The sequence below is a fragment of the Paraburkholderia sp. RHO2 genome, from assembly GCF_050955445.1.
In the GTDB taxonomy this organism is placed as follows: domain Bacteria; phylum Actinomycetota; class Actinomycetes; order Mycobacteriales; family Mycobacteriaceae; genus Prescottella; species Prescottella agglutinans_A.
Map to the genome: position 1 here is coordinate 2,245,553 of NZ_CP162617.1, position 18,234 is coordinate 2,263,786.

The 18,234-nt window shown below is 69.5% G+C and carries 16 protein-coding genes; 12 read left to right on the forward strand and 4 right to left on the reverse strand.

The features are described 5' to 3' along the window. Positions 1-27 precede the first annotated feature (27 nt). The 5 genes from dapF (at position 28) to ABTV10_RS10395 (ending at position 6,224) form a co-directional block, all read left to right on the forward strand. Positions 28-897 (forward strand): diaminopimelate epimerase, encoded by an 870-nt coding sequence (dapF, locus tag ABTV10_RS10375; protein ID WP_499034527.1) that lies wholly within the window; start codon positions 28-30, stop codon positions 895-897. Positions 898-976: 79 nt separating this feature from the next. Next, positions 977-2,467 carry a GTPase HflX gene (hflX, locus tag ABTV10_RS10380; RefSeq protein ID WP_499034528.1) on the forward strand — a complete coding sequence of 497 codons (1,491 nt, stop codon included), beginning with the start codon at positions 977-979 and terminating at the stop codon, positions 2,465-2,467. Next, positions 2,460-3,584, forward strand: coding sequence for an SdiA-regulated/phytase-like domain-containing protein (locus tag ABTV10_RS10385; RefSeq protein WP_499034529.1), 1,125 nt, complete (start codon positions 2,460-2,462; stop codon positions 3,582-3,584). The genes hflX and ABTV10_RS10385 overlap by 8 nt, the downstream gene beginning before the upstream one ends. Before the next feature lie 51 nt (positions 3,585-3,635). Further along, on the forward strand, positions 3,636-4,925 hold the full coding sequence (locus ABTV10_RS10390; protein ID WP_499034531.1) for a uracil-xanthine permease family protein: 1,290 nt from the start codon (positions 3,636-3,638) through the stop codon (positions 4,923-4,925). Between the two features lie 153 nt (positions 4,926-5,078). Beyond that, on the forward strand, positions 5,079-6,224 hold the full coding sequence (locus ABTV10_RS10395) for an acyl-CoA dehydrogenase family protein (RefSeq protein WP_499034532.1): 1,146 nt from the start codon (positions 5,079-5,081) through the stop codon (positions 6,222-6,224). A gap of 64 nt (positions 6,225-6,288) precedes the next feature. On the opposite strand, the gene lexA is transcribed toward ABTV10_RS10395, so the two are convergent. Beyond that, complete coding sequence (gene lexA, locus ABTV10_RS10400) at positions 6,289-7,017, reverse strand: transcriptional repressor LexA (protein WP_499034533.1); 729 nt, start codon at positions 7,015-7,017, stop codon at positions 6,289-6,291. A 375-nt stretch (positions 7,018-7,392) separates the two neighbouring features. Between lexA and ABTV10_RS10405 the strand changes: the two genes are divergently transcribed. Together ABTV10_RS10405 and nrdR are read left to right on the forward strand one after the other, a co-directional pair. Beyond that, positions 7,393-7,794 carry a LysM peptidoglycan-binding domain-containing protein gene (locus tag ABTV10_RS10405; protein WP_499034535.1) on the forward strand — a complete coding sequence of 134 codons (402 nt, stop codon included), beginning with the start codon at positions 7,393-7,395 and terminating at the stop codon, positions 7,792-7,794. 254 nt (positions 7,795-8,048) lie between these two features. Beyond that, positions 8,049-8,540 (forward strand): transcriptional regulator NrdR, encoded by a 492-nt coding sequence (gene nrdR, locus ABTV10_RS10410; RefSeq protein ID WP_499034537.1) that lies wholly within the window; start codon positions 8,049-8,051, stop codon positions 8,538-8,540. A gap of 37 nt (positions 8,541-8,577) precedes the next feature. On the opposite strand, the gene hrpA is transcribed toward nrdR, so the two are convergent. Beyond that, a complete protein-coding gene (gene hrpA / locus ABTV10_RS10415; RefSeq protein ID WP_499034539.1) occupies positions 8,578-12,534 on the reverse strand; it encodes an ATP-dependent RNA helicase HrpA in 3,957 nt (1,318 codons plus the stop codon). A 166-nt stretch (positions 12,535-12,700) separates the two neighbouring features. Here hrpA and ABTV10_RS10420 point away from each other — a divergent pair, with 166 nt between their 5' ends. Continuing rightward, positions 12,701-13,927, forward strand: coding sequence for an aminotransferase family protein (locus ABTV10_RS10420; RefSeq protein WP_499034540.1), 1,227 nt, complete (start codon positions 12,701-12,703; stop codon positions 13,925-13,927). A 19-nt stretch (positions 13,928-13,946) separates the two neighbouring features. Here ABTV10_RS10420 and ABTV10_RS10425 read toward each other — a convergent pair whose 3' ends face one another. Next, a complete protein-coding gene (locus tag ABTV10_RS10425; protein ID WP_499034541.1) occupies positions 13,947-14,198 on the reverse strand; it encodes a hypothetical protein in 252 nt (83 codons plus the stop codon). A gap of 17 nt (positions 14,199-14,215) precedes the next feature. Here ABTV10_RS10425 and ABTV10_RS10430 point away from each other — a divergent pair, with 17 nt between their 5' ends. Both ABTV10_RS10430 and ABTV10_RS10435 read left to right on the forward strand, forming a co-directional pair. Continuing rightward, positions 14,216-14,914 (forward strand): hypothetical protein, encoded by a 699-nt coding sequence (locus tag ABTV10_RS10430; RefSeq protein WP_499034543.1) that lies wholly within the window; start codon positions 14,216-14,218, stop codon positions 14,912-14,914. A gap of 355 nt (positions 14,915-15,269) precedes the next feature. After that, positions 15,270-15,854 carry a transglycosylase family protein gene (locus tag ABTV10_RS10435; RefSeq protein ID WP_499034545.1) on the forward strand — a complete coding sequence of 195 codons (585 nt, stop codon included), beginning with the start codon at positions 15,270-15,272 and terminating at the stop codon, positions 15,852-15,854. 64 nt (positions 15,855-15,918) lie between these two features. Here the strand turns inward: ABTV10_RS10435 and ABTV10_RS10440 are convergent, their stop codons facing one another. Further along, positions 15,919-16,491, reverse strand: a complete 573-nt coding sequence (locus ABTV10_RS10440; RefSeq protein WP_499034547.1) for a dihydrofolate reductase family protein — start codon at positions 16,489-16,491, stop codon at positions 15,919-15,921. A gap of 71 nt (positions 16,492-16,562) precedes the next feature. Between ABTV10_RS10440 and ABTV10_RS10445 the strand changes: the two genes are divergently transcribed. After that, the gene (locus ABTV10_RS10445; RefSeq protein ID WP_499034548.1) at positions 16,563-17,135 is read left to right on the forward strand and encodes a TetR/AcrR family transcriptional regulator; all 573 of its coding nucleotides are present in this window, start codon (positions 16,563-16,565) and stop codon (positions 17,133-17,135) included. A gap of 116 nt (positions 17,136-17,251) precedes the next feature. Beyond that, the gene (locus ABTV10_RS10450) at positions 17,252-18,187 is read left to right on the forward strand and encodes a LysR substrate-binding domain-containing protein (RefSeq protein ID WP_499034549.1); all 936 of its coding nucleotides are present in this window, start codon (positions 17,252-17,254) and stop codon (positions 18,185-18,187) included. Positions 18,188-18,234 lie beyond the last annotated feature (47 nt).

The following is an 18,234-nucleotide window of genomic DNA, read 5'->3' on the forward strand; positions in this document are numbered from 1 at the left end:
CATCCGCGCCTCGCTAGAGTGGGCGCCATGGAATTCAGCAAGGGCCACGGCACCGAGAACGACTTCGTGATCCTCCCGGATCCCGATGCCGACCTTGCTCTTCCCGAGCACCGGATCGCGGCGCTGTGCGATCGCCGCCGCGGACTCGGCGCCGACGGTCTGCTGCGCGTCGCGCGGGCCGGCGCCCTCACCGCGGTCGGCGTCCTGCGCGACCTGCCCGAGGGTGTCGCCGCCGACGACTGGTTCATGGACTACCGCAACGCCGACGGATCCATCGCCGAGATGTGCGGCAACGGCGTTCGGGTGTTTGCGCACTACCTGCGGGCGACCGGACTCGAACTGCGCGACGAGTTCGTCGTCGGCAGTCGCGCCGGTGCCCGTCCGGTCACCGTCCACGCCGCCGACCACGTGTACGGCGACGTCACCGTCGACATGGGCCGCGTCCGCGAACTCGGCACGTCGACAGCGACCGTCGACGGCCGCGTCCTCGAGGGGATCGGCATCGACGTCGGCAACCCGCATCTCGCGTGCGTCGACCCGGGGCTCACCCCGGCCGCGCTCGCCGCGTTGGACCTGAGCGTCTCGCCCGGCTTCGATCCGGGGTTCTTCCCGGAGGGCGTCAACATCGAGATCCTCACCGCGCTCGACGGCGGATCGGTGGACATGCGAGTCCACGAACGCGGCGTGGGTGAGACCCGCTCCTGCGGCACCGGCACTGTCGCGGCGGCGGTCGCCGCGCTGCGCGTGCACGGCGACACCGACGGCAAGGTCGAGGTACGGGTGCCCGGCGGCCGGGTGCAGGTGTCGGTCGACGGCGGCCGTGCGGCACTGCGCGGTCCGTCCGTGCTTGTCGCGGCGGGCCGGATCGACGACCGCTGGTGGACCGAACTGGGGTGACGATGCCCGGCCCGGTCCCTGTTCGCCCTGGGGAAATCCGTGTGCACGCCCGTCGCGCTTCGTGGGACCATGAACGTGTATGACGAAATCACATCGCACCAAGTTCCCGTCCGTCCCGGAGGCTCCCGGATCCGCCGGTGAATCGGCAGCGTCCGGTCGAGCCGAGCACTTCGAGGACGCCGGCGCCCCTTCCGTCGGCGAGATGCAGCTCGACGAGCGCACTGCTCTGCGGCGTGTCGCGGGACTGTCCACCGAGCTCACCGACGTCACCGAGGTCGAGTACCGGCAGCTGCGACTCGAGCGCGTGGTGCTGGTCGGTGTGTGGACGTCCGGCACCGCCGCGCAGGCCGACGCTAGTCTCGCCGAGCTGGCCGCACTCGCCGAGACGGCCGGTTCGGAGGTTCTCGAGGGCCTCGTCCAGCGCCGCGACAAGCCGGACGCGGCCACCTACATCGGCTCCGGCAAGGCCGACGAGCTCCGCCAGGTTGTCCTCGCGACCGGCGCCGACACCGTCATCTGCGACGGTGAACTCACCCCCGCCCAGCTGACCGCGCTGGAGAAGGTCGTCAAGGTCAAGGTCATCGACCGGACGGCGCTGATCCTCGACATCTTCGCGCAGCACGCCACCTCGCGGGAGGGCAAGGCGCAGGTGGCGCTCGCACAGATGGAGTACATGCTCCCGCGGTTGCGCGGCTGGGGTGAGTCGATGTCGCGGCAGGCCGGTGGTCGTGCCGGTAGCAACGGCGGCGTCGGTCTGCGCGGTCCTGGTGAGACCAAGATCGAGACAGATCGTCGGCGGATCCGTGAGCGGATGGCGAAGCTGCGGCGCGAGATCAAGGAGATGAAGTCCGCCCGCGACACCAAGCGCAGCCACCGGCTCCGCAGCGAGATCCCCTCGGTCGCCATCGTCGGATACACCAACGCCGGCAAGTCGAGCCTGCTCAACGCTCTCACCGGTTCGGGTGTGCTCGTCCAGAACGCGCTGTTCGCGACGCTCGATCCGACGACCCGGCGCGCGACGTTCGAGGACGGTCGGGAGTACGTCCTCACCGACACGGTCGGCTTCGTCCGGCACCTCCCGACCCAGCTGGTCGAGGCGTTCCGCTCGACGCTCGAGGAGGTGACCGACGCCGATCTGCTGCTGCATGTCGTCGACGGATCGGATCCGCTGCCCACCGACCAGATCAAGGCGGTGCGGGAGGTCATCACCGAGGTGATCCGCGAGAACGATACGGCCGCGCCGCCCGAATTGATCGTGGTAAACAAGATCGATGCGGCGGACCCGGTGGTCCTGACCCAGCTGCGCGGGCTGTTGCCCGGCGCGGTGTTCGTGTCCGCCCGAACCGGGGAGGGCATCGATGAGCTGCGCGAACGGCTGTCCGAGATCGTCCGGCGTCCGGAGGTCGAGGTAGATGTCCTCCTGCCCTACACCCGAGGCGACCTCGTCGCACGGATCCACTCCGACGGGCAGATCCTCGACTCGACGCACGAGGAGACCGGAACCCGGATGCGCGTGCGGGTGCCGGAATCCCTGGCATCGGCTCTCCTCGACTACGCGGGGCGTGCGTAGCGCCCGCGCGGCGGCAGGGTTGGCGTTGGTCGGGGCTCTCGTGCCGCTGTTGCTGACGGCCGCACCGTCGAGCTCCCAGAGCGCGGGCTCGAGCGGCTCCAGCGGCTCGGGTGTCCCGGTGACCGGCGCGCAGTTCGACCAGGTGTGCACGCCCACGGATCCGGCGCTCGGGGAACTGTCCGGTCTCGCCGCCGTCGGCGGCTTGATGTACGCCATCGGCGACAGTGGCGCCGACGATTCCGTCACGGTCATGGACGGCGACTGCGTGACCACGGGCACACTGCCCGTCCCGGTGGACCCGTACGACATCGAGGACATGGGTGTCGGCCCCGACGGCCGCCTGTGGCTGTCGGACACCGGCGACAACGACCGAGTGCGGCAGACGGTCGCGCTGATCAGCCTCGACCCGGCATCCGGGGACGGGCAGCTGCACCGGCTCACCTACCCGGACGGGCCGCACGACGCCGAGACGCTGCTCGTCCAGCGCGACGGGGTTCCGCTCGTCGTCACCAAGGAAGTTCTCGCGGCCAACGGGATCTACCGACCCGCCGGCGAGACCACCCTCGCGGGGTTGGCGTCCCCCGGCCCCACGGCGCTCGAACGGGTCGGCGAGGTGCGCCTCGGCCCCACCGACACCCCGGGCGGCCCGGTGCCGATCGGTGGATCCACTCTGGTGACCGGCGGCGCGGTCAGCGCCGACGGCACCGTTGCCGCGGTGCGGACCTACACCGACGTCTACCTCTTCTCGGCTCCGGACGGCGACCTGGTCCGCGCGATGACGACGACCACGCCCGTCCGGGTCGCGCTGCCGAACGAACCGCAGGGCGAGGCCGTCGCCTTCACCCCGGACGGCGACCTGCTCGCCGGATCCGAGGGCGCCGGCGGTCCGCTGCAACCGATCCGGATCCTGCGCGGCGCAACCGAACTCGCGCATAGCAGCGGCCAGTCGACGGGCTCGGTGACGCTGTCCGCGTCGGTCCACGGGACACCCGGCCACGCGACGGACGGCCCCACCGCCTCCTCGTGGGCGGTGCCGGTACTCGCGCTCGGCGGTGTGGCGGCCGGACTGGCCACCTTCTGGTCGGTTCGGCGCAGGTCACAGCCCAAGCGGCACTAGCGGGGGTTCGGCTGTTCGGCCGGCCGAGCGCTGCACCTACTATTTCGTGCTGTGAGTGAGCAGGAAGTTTCAGCGGCCGGGAAGACAGCATTCTCCTGGGCCGTGCACGGCGACGGTCGACGAATCAACGACGGCGCAGTGGTGGCGCCACACGAGCGGCTGTCGTGGCCGCGCACCATCGGCATCGGCATGCAGCACGTGATCGCCATGTTCGGTGCCACCCTGCTGGTGCCGACCATCACCGGCTTCCCGGTCACCACGACGCTGCTGTTCTCCGGCATCGGCACCGCGCTGTTCCTGATCATCACGCGTGGACGCATCCCCAGCTACCTGGGCTCGTCGTTCGCGTTCATTGCTCCGCTGAGCGCGTCCGCGGGCGAAGGACCGGCCGCGCAGCTCGGTGGCGTGGTCGCGGCGGGTGTGGTGCTCATGCTCGTCGGCGCGCTCGTGAGGGCGATCGGCGCCCGCGTCATCGACGCCGTGATGCCGCCCGTCGTCACCGGTGCGGTGGTTGCGCTGATCGGCCTCAACCTTGCGCCCACGGCGGCGGGATCCTTCCAGGCGCAGCCGCTGATCGCGGCGGTGACGCTGCTGGGCATCCTGCTCGCGACCGTGATCGGTCCGGGCATCATCGGCCGTCTCGGCATCCTGATCGGCGTCGTCGTCGGCTGGGTGTTCGCCGCGCTGACGGGCGGGCTCGCCGACGAGCGCGTCGACGCCCTGCGGGAAGCCGCGTGGTTCGGCGTCCCGCAGCTGCGCGCGCCCACGTTCGAACTGTCGGTGATCCTGCTCGCGCTGCCCGTCGTCATCGTGCTCATCGCCGAGAACGTCGGACACGTCAAGGCCGTCTCCGCGATGACCGGCAAGCCGCTCGACGATCTCGCCGGCAACGCGCTGTTCGCCGACGGGCTCGCCACGACGCTCGCCGGCCTCGGCGGCGGCTCCGGCACCACGACGTACGCCGAGAACATCGGCGTCATGGCCGCGACCCGCGTGTACTCGACCGCGGCGTACTGGGTCGCCGCCGTCACCGCGGTAGTGCTGTCCTTCTCGCCGAAGTTCGGCGCGCTGGTGTTCACCGTGCCCGACGGCGTGATCGGCGGCGCGACGCTGGTGCTGTACGGCCTGATCGGAGTCCTGGGCGTGCGGATCTGGATGGACGCCAAGGTCGACTTCACCGATCCCGTCAACCTCACCGTCGTCGCGACGGCACTGGTCGCCGGCATCGGCAACCTCACGCTGTCGATCGGTTCGGTCGAGCTGGGTGGCATCGCGTGGGGCTCGGTGGGCATCCTCGTCGCCTACCCGGTGATGCGCTGGCTCAGCACGCTGCGTCGCTGATCCGTACTTCCACCCGAGCGCGATTCGTGATCCGCACCGTGCGGTCACGAATCGCGCTCGTCTCGGTCATGGATCGGTGCCGACCGGCGTCCTACGGTCGTGTCGAGGAAGTATGTCCGCCGCGAGCCGGCAGATTCGACGCGAGGAGACGTAGTGGAGCGCACCCTGTTCGAACCGGAGCACGACCTGTTCCGGGAGTCCTACCGCAAGTTCCTCGACCAGCATGTCGCGCCCTTCCACGCCCAGTGGGAGCAGCAGAAGATCGTCGACCGATCGGTGTGGGTCGAGGCCGGCAAGCAGGGGTTCCTCGGCATGGCCGTCCCGGAGGAGTACGGCGGCGGGGGAGTCGACGACTTCCGCTACAACATGATCGTCACCGAGGAGACGACCCGCGGTGGCTACAGCGGCATCGGATTCATGCTGCACAACGACGTCGTCGCGCCGTACCTGATCAAGCTGGCCAACGAGGAGCAGAAGCAGCGCTGGCTGCCCGGCTTCTGTTCCGGTGAACTCATCACCGCGATCGCGATGACGGAGCCCGGCACGGGCAGTGACCTGCAGAACATCAAGACCCGCGCCGTGCGGGACGGCGACCACTGGGTCCTCAACGGCGCCAAGACCTTCATCACCAACGGCATCAACGCCGATCTGGTCGTCGTGGTCGCGTGCACGGACCCCGACAAGGGCGCCCAAGGCTTCTCGCTGTTCGTCGTCGAGCGCGGCATGGAGGGCTTCGAGCGCGGCCGCAACCTCGACAAGATCGGCCTCGAGGCGCAGGACACGGCCGAACTCAGCTTCACGGACGTGCGGGTGCCCGCCGAGAACCTCCTCGGGGAGGAGGGGATGGGCTTCATCTACCTGATGCAGAACCTGCCGCAGGAACGCATGTCCATCGCCGTCGTCGCCGCCGCCGCCATGGAGTCGTGCCTGGACATGACGGTCCAGTACTGCCGGGACCGCAAGGCGTTCGGAAAGTCCATCGGCAGCTTCCAGAACACCCGATTCGTCCTCGCGGAACTGGCCACCGAGACCACCGCGGTGCGCGTGCTGACCGACCGGTTCGTCGAACAGCTCAACGCTAGCAAGCTCACGGTCCAGGAAGCGGCGATGGCCAAGTGGTGGACGACCGAGGCCCAGGTCAAGCTCATCGACCGTTGCCTGCAGCTACACGGCGGCTACGGGTACATGCGGGAGTACCCGATCGCCAAGGCGTACATGGACTCTCGCGTCCAGACGATCTACGGCGGCACCACCGAGATCATGAAGGAGATCATCGGCCGGAGCCTCGATCTGAGCTGATCACCCGGAAGCGAGAAGGGCGGACCCGCGGCACCGAGCCGCGGGTCCGCCCTTCTCGTCAGGATCAGAGCTTGCGCATGACGGTGACGACCTTGCCGAGGATCGCCGCATCGTTGCCGGGGATCGGGTCGAACAGCGGGTTGTGCGGCATGAGCCAGACGTCCTTGCCGGTGCGCTTGAACGTCTTGACCGTGGCCTCTCCGTCGATCATGGCCGCGACGATGTCGCCGTTCTCGGCGACGTTCTGCTGCCGGACGACCACCCAGTCGCCGTCGCAGATCGCGGCGTCGATCATCGACTCGCCCACGACCTTGAGTAGGAACAGCGAGCCCTGCCCGACCAGTTCGCGGGGAAGCGGGAACACGTCCTCGACCGCTTCCTCGGCGAGGATCGGCCCGCCCGCGGCGATGCGGCCGAGCACGGGGACGAACGTCGGGGCCGGCAGCTCGTCGGCGGGCGTGATGGTCGTCGAACCGCCGTCGACGGATCCGACGGTGGCCTCGGCCCGGGCCGCCGGAACGTCGAGTCCGCGCACGTCCACCGCGCGGGGGCGGTTCGGGTCGCGACGCAGGAATCCCTTGCGCTCGAGGGTGCGCAGCTGGTGCGCGACGGACGACGTCGAGGTCAGACCCACCGCGTCGCCGATCTCGCGGATGCTCGGCGGATAGCCGCGCTCGGCGACGGAGGTGCGGATGACCTCGAGGACCTTGCGCTGCCGATCGGTGAGCGTGCCGACGTCGACGGACGGCTCGCGTCCGGTCTCGCTGGAGGTACCCGAGTTGTCGTCCTTCATGCCGTTCCCCTCTCACGGCTCCGCCGCATCCGCAGTGGATTCGTGGTTCCGGTCTTCCGTCCGCCTGTATGTACTGCCACAAATCTATCCCGATCGACCCTCGACTTCAAACATCTGTTCGAGATTTGTCGGGGAAGGTGCTGACTTTGTCGCGGACGCGTGGTAAGAATCGAATATGTGTTCTATCGAACACGTGATCGAACATATGGTGTTCGGACAACTCGTGTTGTGTCCGACGAGCGAAAACGACTCGCTGGGAGGCTTCGGATGGGTATGGCACTTTCGGGGACTGGTTCGACAGGTGTGATCGGTAGCCGTGGGGACCGTGCGGTGGCGCACCGGGTCCGGCGGACACGCCCCCGGCGAGGCGACTCGGTGGGGCCGCGTGCGGGCACCGTGCGCTACGACGCCGTTCCGCGGTACGGCTCCCGCGGTTCCCGGGTGTCCGCGGCGTCCGCGCCCTCGCACGACCAGCGCCCTCGGCAGTCGCGGTTCGTGGGGTTCGGCAACGTGGTAGCGGCGGTCGTGGTGACGATCGGCGCCGTCCTGGGGCTGGGCGCCCTCGCGAACCTGACCGCGGTCTCGGGCGCGGTGCCAGCGGAGACCGCGACGGTGCGGGTCCACGGCGGGGAGACGCTCAGCGACGTCGCCGCGCGGGTCGCCCCGGACGCGCCGGTCGGCCCGGTGGTCGACCGGATCATGGAATTGAACGAGATGTCGAGCGCGGCCGTGCGGGCCGGCCAGACCCTGCTCGCCCCCGTCTCGCTCGACCGCTGAATCCCGACGTCGGTCGGGGATGGAGGAGGCGTTCGATCATGGCGCTCTCGCGGAGGCCCGACCACGTGCCGATCCGTCTCGGTACCCGGGAGTCACTGCCGGTATGGAAGGGGCGGGTATCCTCGAATCCTGTCAGTCACACCACATCGCGTGGTCGCGTCGATTTCGTTCCTGTTCTGCGTGCGCCGGTCCTGCTGGAACCGGCATCGGTCGAGAAGCGGCGCAGCGGCCACGATGGCTACGAAGGATTCACCATGCACTGCCCGTTCTGTCGGCACCCTGATTCGCGCGTGGTCGATTCCCGTGAGGCCGACGAGGGCGCGGCGATCCGCCGCCGACGCTCGTGTCCCGAGTGCGGTCGTCGGTTCACGACCGTCGAGACCGCGGTCCTCGCGGTGGTCAAGCGTAGCGGGGTCACCGAGCCGTTCAGCAGGGAAAAGGTTGTGCAGGGTGTTCGACGCGCCTGCCAGGGCCGGCAGGTCGACAACGATGCGCTGAACCTCCTGGCCCAACAGGTCGAGGATGCCGTGCGCGCGGCCGGGTCGCCCGAGATCCCCAGCCACGAGGTGGGATTGGCCATCCTCGGACCGCTGCGTGACCTGGACGAGGTCGCCTACCTGCGTTTCGCGTCGGTGTACCGGTCCTTCAGCTCCGCGGAGGACTTCGAGCGCGAGATCAAGGATCTCCGGGCGCACCGCGAGAGCCGCGCGGCCGAACTCGCCGACGCCGACACCGCGGCCGAATAGTCCCACCGCGCCGACGCGCGGCCGGTGGGGCTACCGCCTACCGACGGATCGCGTCGATCGCCTTGAGGACCCGCTTCTCCGACACCGGGATCGCGGTTCCCAGGGTCTGCGCGAACAGGCTGACGCGCAGCTCCTCGATCTTCCAGAGGACCTCGTTCACGTCGTCGTCACCACGACGCTCCTCGGGCAGGGCCGACAGCATGCGGTCGTAGGCGGCGTACACGCGGTCCAGTGCGTCCATGCCCACCCGGTCGCGCCCCGCGCTGGCGGGCAACGACTCGAGCCGCATCGACGCCGCCGCCAGATAGCGCGGAAGGTCCTTCAGCCGCCTCGCGCCGAGTTCGGTCACGAATCCAGGGAACAGCAACGACTCCCGTTGCTCCCGCACGTCGTCGGCGGCCTCGCCGCTCGCCCGGTCGAGGAGCACGGCCAGCCGGTGTGCCTCCGCGAGTGCCGGAAGCAGCAGACGCAGCAGGCGCGTCACCCGGGTGGCGAGCTGCGATCGCACCGTGGACGTCAACTGCTCGAACGCGGCCGGATCCTGCACCGGACCACCGTTCTCGGCGATCAGCTCGTCGACGGCACAGGACCGGCAGTCCTCGAGCAGCGCGTCGAAGCTGCCGTCCGGATTCTGACCCAGCGCGAGCCGGTCGGCGTTGCTCATCCCGTTGGTCACCGACTTCGCCTGGGTCGGAACCGCGTTCAGCAACAGCTGGCGGGTGCCCGCGCGCATCGCAGCCTTCTGGGCGGCGGGGGTGGTGAGGACCCGCACCGCGACCCCGGAGTCCTCGGCGACCAGCGCCGGATAGCCGGTGACCTTCTGGCCGCCGATCGTGCGCGTCACCGATTCCGGCAGCGTGCCGAGGGTCTGTGCGGTCCACACCAGCGCGGGCTTGCGCTCGGTGTTCGCCGTCGCCTTGGCGACCTCCACCTCGACCCGCGGTGCGAGGGTGCGACGCAGCGCCGTCAGGCTCTTGTCCTTGCCGAGGACCTTGCCCTTCTCGTCCACCGCCGCGAACGTCATCCGCAGGTGCGGGGGGAGCGACGCGACATCGAGGTCGGTCGGCTCGATCCGGCAGTTGCCCAGTCGCGACAGCTCCCGGGCCATCGCGTGCACCAGTGACTTCGAGCGGGGCTTCACCGACGCGAGCGCCGCGGCGGCGAAGTCGGGCGCCGGCACCACCTGGCGGCGCAGTTGCTTCGGCAGGGTCTTGATCAGCGCCGTGACCAGTTCGGTGCGCATCCCCGGCACCAGCCAGTCGAAGCCGACGGGCCGCACCCCCGCGAGCAGGGCCACCGGGATCCGGGCGGTGACGCCGTCGTCCTCCTTGCCCGGCTCGAACTGGTAGGTGAGCGGGAACTGGATGTCGCCCTGACGCCAGGCGTCCGGGTAGTCGCCCTCGAGCACGGCGGCGGAGTCGGCGTTGACGACCGTGGAGGTCGTGAAGTTCAGCAGGTCGGGGTTCTCCCGTCGCGTCTTCTTCCACCACGTGTCGAAGTGCTTGGCGGACACCGCCTCCGGGCCGACACGCTCGTCGTAGAACTCGAACAGGGTCTCGTCGTCGACGAGGATGTCCCGTCGCCGCGCACGGTGCTCGAGTTCCTCGACGTCGTCGAGCAGCGCGCGGTTGGCGTGGAAGAACTTGTGCTGGGTCTGCCACTCACCCTGGACGAGCGCGTGCCGGATGAACAGGTCGCGCGAGACCTCGGGGTCGATCGAGCTGTATGTGACGGGACGTTCGGTGACGAGCGGGACGCCGTACAGCGTGACGCGCTCGTACGCCATCGCGCATGCCCGCTTGGTGGACCAGTGCGGCTCGGAGTAGGTGCGCTTGACCAGGTGCGGCGCCAGCTTCTCCGCCCACTCCGGCTCGATGCGGGCGGTCATCCGCGCCCACAGTCGGGACGTCTCGACCAGTTCGGCGGCCATCACCCAGCGGGGTGGCTTCTTGAACAGGCCCGAGCCGGGGAAGATTGCGAACCGGCTGCCGCGGGCGCCGAGGAAGTCGCGTTTCTCGCCCTCACGCAGGCCGATGTGCGAGAGAAGGCCGGCCAGCAGCGACTGGTGGATCAGGGACTCAGCCGCCTCGGACGCCCCGCTATCGGAGTCGGACGTCTCCCAGCCGAGTCCGCGCGCGATCTGGCGGAGCTGGCCGTGCAGGTCCTGCCATTCGCGGATCCGCAGCCAGTGCAGGAACTCGTTGCGGCACATCTTGCGGAACTGGCTCCCGCTCAGCTCCTTGCGCTGCTCGCGCAGGTAGTCCCACAGCTTCAGGTACGCCAGGAAGTCGGAGTTCTCGACGTTGAACCGGGCGTGCTTCTCGTCGGCTGCCTGCTGGAATTCGGCCGGCCGCTCACGAACGTCCTGGATCGACAGGGCGGCCACGATCACGAGCATCTCGCGCAGGCAGCCGTTGCGGTGCGCCTCCACCAGCATTCGGGCCATGCGTGGGTCGACCGGGAGCTGGGCGAGTTCGCGTCCGGTCGCGGTGAGCTGGGGGCCCGCCGGCGCCTGGCCGTCCACCTTCGCGGGCTGCTTGCCGGACGCGATCGCACCCAGTTCCTCGAGCAGCGCGATGCCGTCGCGGATGGCGCGCGGGTCGGGTGCCTCCACGAACGGGAACGCCTCGATGTCGCCGAGTCCGAGCGCGGTCATCTGCAGGACCACCGACGCGAGGTTGGTGCGCAGGATCTCGGGCTCGGTGAACTGGGGCCGGGACTCGAAGTCGTCCTCCGAGTACAGCCGGATGCAGATGCCGTCGGCGACACGGCCGCAGCGGCCGGCGCGCTGGCGGGCCGACGCCTGCGAGATCGGTTCGATCGGCAGACGCTGCACCTTGGTCCGCACCGAGTACCGCGAGATGCGCGCGGTGCCGGGGTCGACGACGTAGCGGATGCCGGGCACGGTCAGCGACGTCTCGGCGACGTTGGTGGACAGCACCACCCGGCGACCGGTGTGCGGGGTGAAAACCCTGTGCTGCTCCGCCGCCGACAGTCGCGCGTACAGCGGGACGATCTCGGTGTTCCGTAGCTTGCGGTCGCGCAGCGCGTCGGCGGTGTCGCGGATCTCGCGTTCGCCGGACAGGAACACCAGGATGTCACCACTTCCGGACGAGTCCTCTGCCATCAACTCGTCGACCGCCTCGCACACCGCGTCCACCGGGTCGCGGTCGAAGGTCTGCTCGCCCACCTCGACAGTGAGCGGACGGTAGCGCATCTCGACGGGGAACGTCCGGCCCGACACCTCGACGATCGGGGCGGGCACGCCGTCGACCGCGAAGTGCTCGGCGAACCGCTCCGGGTCGATGGTCGCCGACGTGATGATCACCTTGAGGTCGGGTCGGCGGGGGAGCAGCTGCTTGAGGTAGCCGAGGATGAAGTCGATGTTGAGGCTGCGCTCGTGGGCCTCGTCGATGATGAGCGTGTCGTAACGGCGCAGCATCCGGTCGCGCTGGATCTCGGCGAGCAGGATGCCGTCGGTCATCAGTTTGACGAGCGTGGAGTCGGAGACCTGGTCGGTGAACCGGACGGTGTAGCCGACGGTGTCGCCCAGGTCGCGGCCCACCTCCTCGGCGATGCGCTCGGCGACGGTGCGCGCGGCGAGCCGGCGGGGCTGGGTGTGCCCGATCATGCCGCGGATGCCGCGGCCGAGTTCGAGGCAGATCTTGGGGATCTGGGTGGTCTTGCCGGAGCCGGTTTCGCCGGCCACGATCACGACCTGGTGCGATCGGATCGCGGCCGCGATGTCGTCGCGGCGCTGGGTGACCGGGAGGGATTCCGGGTAGGTGATCGACGGAACCTGGGCGTGGCGGCCCGCGATCCGCAGTTCGGCCGCCGCAATCTCCTCGTCCAGGGCAGCGAGCGCGGACGGGGACTTGGCGCGGTCGAGGCGCCGGCGCAGGCGGTGCTCGTCACGGAGGGTGAGCGCGCCGAGCCGCTTCCTCGCCTCGCGGCGATCGAACGTGACCTCGGCTGCTGATGGTGTTGTCGACATGCTCCGGACAGCCTATCGAAGCGCGCAACGACAATTCCGGCTGGAACCGGCCGCCGGAGTTCGCGCTGCAGCTCACCTCGGCCGCCGGTGGCGCGGCCACGAGGCCGCACGCGAACCCGTGGCATAGTCGCCGGAAGAAGATGTCATCCGGACAGGGAGAGCGCTGATGGGTGGAGCACTGTGGCACGGGTTCGCGGACATGGGAGCCGTCCAGCGGGAGGGTGCGTTCGTCGTCGCTCGCGGTGAGGGCGCCTACATCTGGGACGACGGCGACAACCGCTACCTCGACGCCACGGCCGGCCTGTGGTTCACCAACGTCGGGCACGGTCGTACCGAGATCGCCGACGCCGTCGCCGCACAGCTGTCGAAGGTGGCCCACTTCTCGAACTTCGGCGACTTCACCTCCGACGTCACCGCCGCGCTCGCGGACCGTCTGGCCGAGATCGCCCCGGTGCCGGGCTCGAAGGTGTTCTTCACGTCGGGCGGATCCGACTCCGTCGACTCCGCCGCGAAGCTGGCCCGCCGCTACTGGACGGAGGTCGGCCGGCCGTCGAAGAAGCTGGTCGTGGGCAGGCAGAAGGCGTACCACGGCATGCATGTGGCGGGCACCGCGCTCGCCGGCATCCCGGTGAACCGCGAGGGCTACGGCGAACTGATGTCCGACGCCCGTACCGTCGCGTGGGACGACGCGAAGGGGCTGCTCGAACTGATCGAGCAGGAGGGCGCGGACGCGATCGCCGCCTTCTTCTGCGAGCCGATCATCGGTGCCGGCGGCATCTACCTGCCGCCGGAGGGCTACCTGACCGAGGTCCGCGACATCTGCCGTGAGCACGAGATCCTCTTCGTCGTCGACGAGGTGGTCACCGGATTCGGTCGGATCGGTGGCTCGTGGTTCGCCTCGACCCGCTTCGATCTCCAGCCGGACATGATCACCACGGCGAAGGGACTGACGTCGGGATACGTCCCGATGGGCGCCGTCTTCGTCGCGCCCCGCGTCGCTGAGCCGTTCTTCGGCGGCGGCGTGTGGTGGCGGCACGGCTACACCTACGGCGGTCACGCCGGGGCGGCAGCCGCGGCGATGGCGAACCTCGACATCATCGAGCGCGAGGACCTGCTCGCGGACTCCAAGCGACTGGAGGCGTCGTTGCACGAGCACCTGGCGCCACTCGCCGCGCACCCGCGCGTCGCGGAGGTGCGCAGCGGTCTCGGCGCGGTTGCGGCGGTGCAGTTGGCCGATCCGGCCGAGGCGCTGCCGTTCGTGAAGACGTTGCGCGAGTTCGGGATCTCGGGTCGGGCCGCCGGTCAGGGCGCGATGCAGTTCTCCCCGTCGTTCGTCATGACCGACGAGCAGGTCGCCGAGATGGCGGCGGGAGTGGCCAAGGCGCTCGGGTGAACCCGGCGCGGGCGTCGGGTCAGCGGCGCCGACGCAGCCGACGCGACAGACGTTGCCGCAGGGATGGTTTCACCTCGACCAGCTCGACCGTGGTGCGGTCGGCGGCGGCCGACGCCTGCGCGTAGCGGGTGTGCAGGCGGTCGCGGACCTCGTCGGGGCTGTAGGCCCGGCGCTGCCGTTCGGCCCGCGCCACCAGGACCCCGCCGGCCGCCACCCCGACCGCACCGGCCAGGCCGAGGGCCTTCCACACATGTCTACCTTGGAACCGCATCGCTCTAGGCTAGGTGGATGATTCGGCGACCGCATCCATCGGAGATCGATCTGGACGAGGCGGTGGACGTCGCCCGCACCGGCGACATCTGGATCTTCCGCGGGCACTCAGGGGCCGATCGCGCGATCCAGACCCTGACGAACAGCCCGGTGAACCACGTCGGCATGTCGGTGGTGCTCGACGACATGCCGCCGCTGATGTGGCACGCCGAACTCGGGCGGTCGCTGCCGGACATGTGGACCGGCAAGTTCCAGCGTGGGGTCCAGCTGCACGACCTGCGCGCGGCGGTCCAGGTATGGGGTGCGCGCTACGGCCAGCGGGCGTGGCTGCGTCAACTCGCCGAGCCGGTGACCCGCGAGCAGGAGGACGCGCTGCTGCGCACGATCGCCCGGCTGGACGGGACGCCTTTCCCCTCCAGCGCGAAGCTCGCGTCCCGCTGGTTCGGTGGACGGTTGCCCTCGTGGCGGGGGCGGCGCCGCCGGGACGATGCCGGTGAGCGCGCGGGCGTCGAGAGCGCGTACTGCGCGGAGGTCGTGGCGTCGACCTACGAGGCGATGGGGCTGTTGACGTCGGATCGCAAGACCAACTGGTACGACCCGGGCCGGTTCTGGAGCGGTGATCGCCTCCCGCTCGCTCCGGGTGTGGTGTTGGGCGACGAGGTTGCGGTGCTCCTCGGCCCGGACGATCTGGCCGCCGGAGCCGCTCCGCGACCGTGAAGCCGTGACCCACGCCACCGAAGAGGTGTGTTGGTTATCACGTAACGGATGGATAACGACCGGTCTGCCGACTTGCGGACACGCCGAATGCAACTGCGTAAACATGATCGCGTGACGTTGATTCTCGGACGTCCGTACCGAAAATGACCGTCGTGACCTTTCCGTGACCATCGCCTACGGTCGTTACCGGTCCGAGACGAACGGGCCGCGCCGGATCGCCGCTGCAAGCACCTGTCCCCGCGATCCGGACACCCGATTCTTCGAGGGGGCAGGGGTGAGGCGGATCGGAATTCCGCCCGACGCGGTCGGTGCGGGAGCGCCGACTCACCGGCAGGAGCGGAGAGGATCTACCCGAATGACCAGCATCACCATCAAGCGCGCCCTGGGCGCTGTCGTTGCCACCGGCGCCGTCGTCGCGATTCCGCTGGCGATCGGCGCCGGCACCGCCAATGCGGCCGGCAGCCACGACTGGTCCGGCGTCGCCGAGTGCGAGTCGTCCGGCAACTGGGCGGCCAACACCGGCAACGGTTTCTACGGCGGCCTGCAGTTCACGCAGAGCACGTGGGAGGCCTACGGCGGCACCGGCAGCGCCAACAATGCGAGCCAGGCCGAGCAGATCCGCGTCGCCGAGAACGTCCTCGAGGGTCAGGGCGTCGGTGCGTGGCCCGTGTGCGGCCAGTACCTCACCGGTGGCAGCACCCCGGGTGTCGCCGAGGCTCAGCCGGTCGTCGAGTCGGCCCCGGCCGCGCAGGATTCCGTCTACCCGCAGCAGGTGACCGAGGTGGCGCAGGCCGTCAGCGCCGGCGTCGGCAACTACGTCGTCCAGCTCGGCGACACCCTCTCGGCGATCGCCGAGGCTCACGGTGTCTCGCTGGGCAGCCTCGCCGCCCAGGTCCAGAACCCCGACCTGATCTTCCCCGGTCAGAGCCTGTCCCTCTGATTCGGTTCGCGGCCGACAGCTCGTGACCCCGCCGGTGATCCCCTCCCGGCGGGGTCGCGTCGTCTCATCCCCGCTCGAACCAGGTCACCGTCGCGCCGTTCTCGAACGAGATCGAGTCCGTTCGGGTGAACGCCGTGGGTTGGAACGGGCCTGCGAAGGCGGGGATCCCCGCGCCCGCGACCACCGGGTAGCTCTTGACGATCAGTCCGTCGATCTCCGGCAGGAGCGCGCCCGCGAGCTGCCCGCCGCCGGCCAGCCAGATGTCGAGGCCGTCCTCCTTCTTGAGTTTGCGCACCGCCTCGACCGGGTCGTCGGTCACGAGTTCGACGGCGGGGTCCGGGCTCGTCCCGAGGGTGGTGGACACGACCAGCTGACGCAGGTGGGCGTACGGGCTGGTGATGTCGACCGCGAGTGCCGGTTCGTAGGTGCTGCGTCCCATGATCACCGTGTCGAAGGTGCCGTTGGGTGCGCCCTCGAGGCCGGCGTGTGGGCGGAGGTGGGTGGGCACGGTGTCGGGGTAGCGCTCGTTGATCCAGGTCGCCATGGTGTCGGAGAGGGGGTAGAAGTCGACCTCGCCGCCGGGGCCGGCGATGTAGCCGTCGAGGGTTACTGCCACGTAGTAGACAAGGTTGCGCATCAACCACTCCGTTCGTAGTACTCTGATTGAAGTGGTTGCGAAGTTAGTACTACGGATGGAGTGGTGTCAAGGTGCGGCGGAATACTGAGCGGCGGGCGGCGCTCGTCGACGGTGCGATCGAGGTGCTCGCCCGGGAGGGCGCGCGCGGTCTGACCTTCCGCGCTGTCGACACGGAGGCCGGGGTGCCGACCGGGACGGCGTCGAACTACTTCGCGAACCGCGACGACCTGCTGACACAGGCCGGGATGCGCGTCTACGAACGGCTGAAGCCGGACGACGCGACCATCGATCTCAGCCTGCGCGGCGCACACGACCGGGCGCACCTCGCCGCGCTGATGCGTGAGACCGTCGGTCGCGTCGCCGCGTTCCGTACCGGATTCCTCGCGCTGCTCGAGCTTCGGCTCGAGGCGACCCGGCGACCGGAACTGCGCGCGGTTCTCACCGAGCGGGTGCGGCAGGACCTGGACTTCAACATCGCCAACCACGTCCAGGCGGATATGCCGGGCGACCCGACGACCGTGGCGCTGCTCTACATGGCCTTGAACTGGCTGATCGTCGACCGGTTGACCCTGCCGGACCTGTTCTCGGACAAGGAGATCGACGACCTCGTCGAAGCCGCCGTCGACCGCGTCGTGCCGGACTGACGGTCGGCGCGGTCCGCCGACGATCGTGCACTCCGATCTGGCCATGCTGAACCCGAGGTGCTTCGCCCGAGCCCGGACGAAAGGTAAAGGTGATAGGTGGACCTATACTGATAGGCATGGCAGATGGGACGTACCAACCGACACTGTCGCAGCTGCGAGCATTCGTCGCGGTGGCCGAGTATCGGCACTTCGGCACCGCAGCAGCTCGCCTGAGCGTGAGCCAGCCCACCCTGTCCCAGGCGCTCGCGTCGCTGGAGAACGGCCTGGGAGTGCAACTGATCGAACGCAGTACCCGGCGCGTCCTCGTCACCGCCGCCGGTGAGCAACTCCTCACACAGGCCAAATTGATCCTCGACGCCGCGGACGGTTTCGTCGCTGCCGCGGCCGGGGTGGGTGACAAGCTGGTTGGGCCCCTGCGCATCGGACTGATCCCGACCGTTGCGCCCTACGTGCTGCCTGCACTGCTACCCGCTCTGCGCCGGGAGATGTCCGCGCTCGTGCCGCAGGTCATCGAGGATCAGACCGCGCGACTGCTCGAGTCGCTGCGGACCGGTGCGATCGACGTCGCCGTGCTGGCCCTGCCCTCCGAGGCACCCGGGCTCATCGAGATCCCCTTGTACACGGAGGACTTCGTGGTGGTCCTGCCCAAGGATCATGCCTTCGCCGGCCGCGACGACCTGCCGCTCGACGTGCTCGACGAGCTGCCCCTCCTGCTCCTCGACGAGGGGCACTGTCTGCGTGATCAAACGTTGGATCTGTGCCGATCGGTCGATGCGCACCCGCTGTCCGGCGACACCCGGGCGACATCGTTGGCGACCGTGGTGCAGTGCGTCGCAGGGGGATTGGGGGTGACCCTGGTCCCGGACTCCGCGGTGGAGGTCGAGACCCGTCGCGGTGATCTGGCCACCGCCCGATTCTCCGCCCCCGTGCCGGGGCGCACGATCGGCCTGGTGTTCCGGGCGTCGAGCGGCCGTGCCGACGGGTACACCCAGTTGGCCGAGTTGCTGCGCACGGTCGCGCCGACGGGAGTGGTCGCAGCGGCCGGAACCTGACCGTTCCACGCCTACCGTGCAGCGCGGCGGGGGATGATCGACTGGTC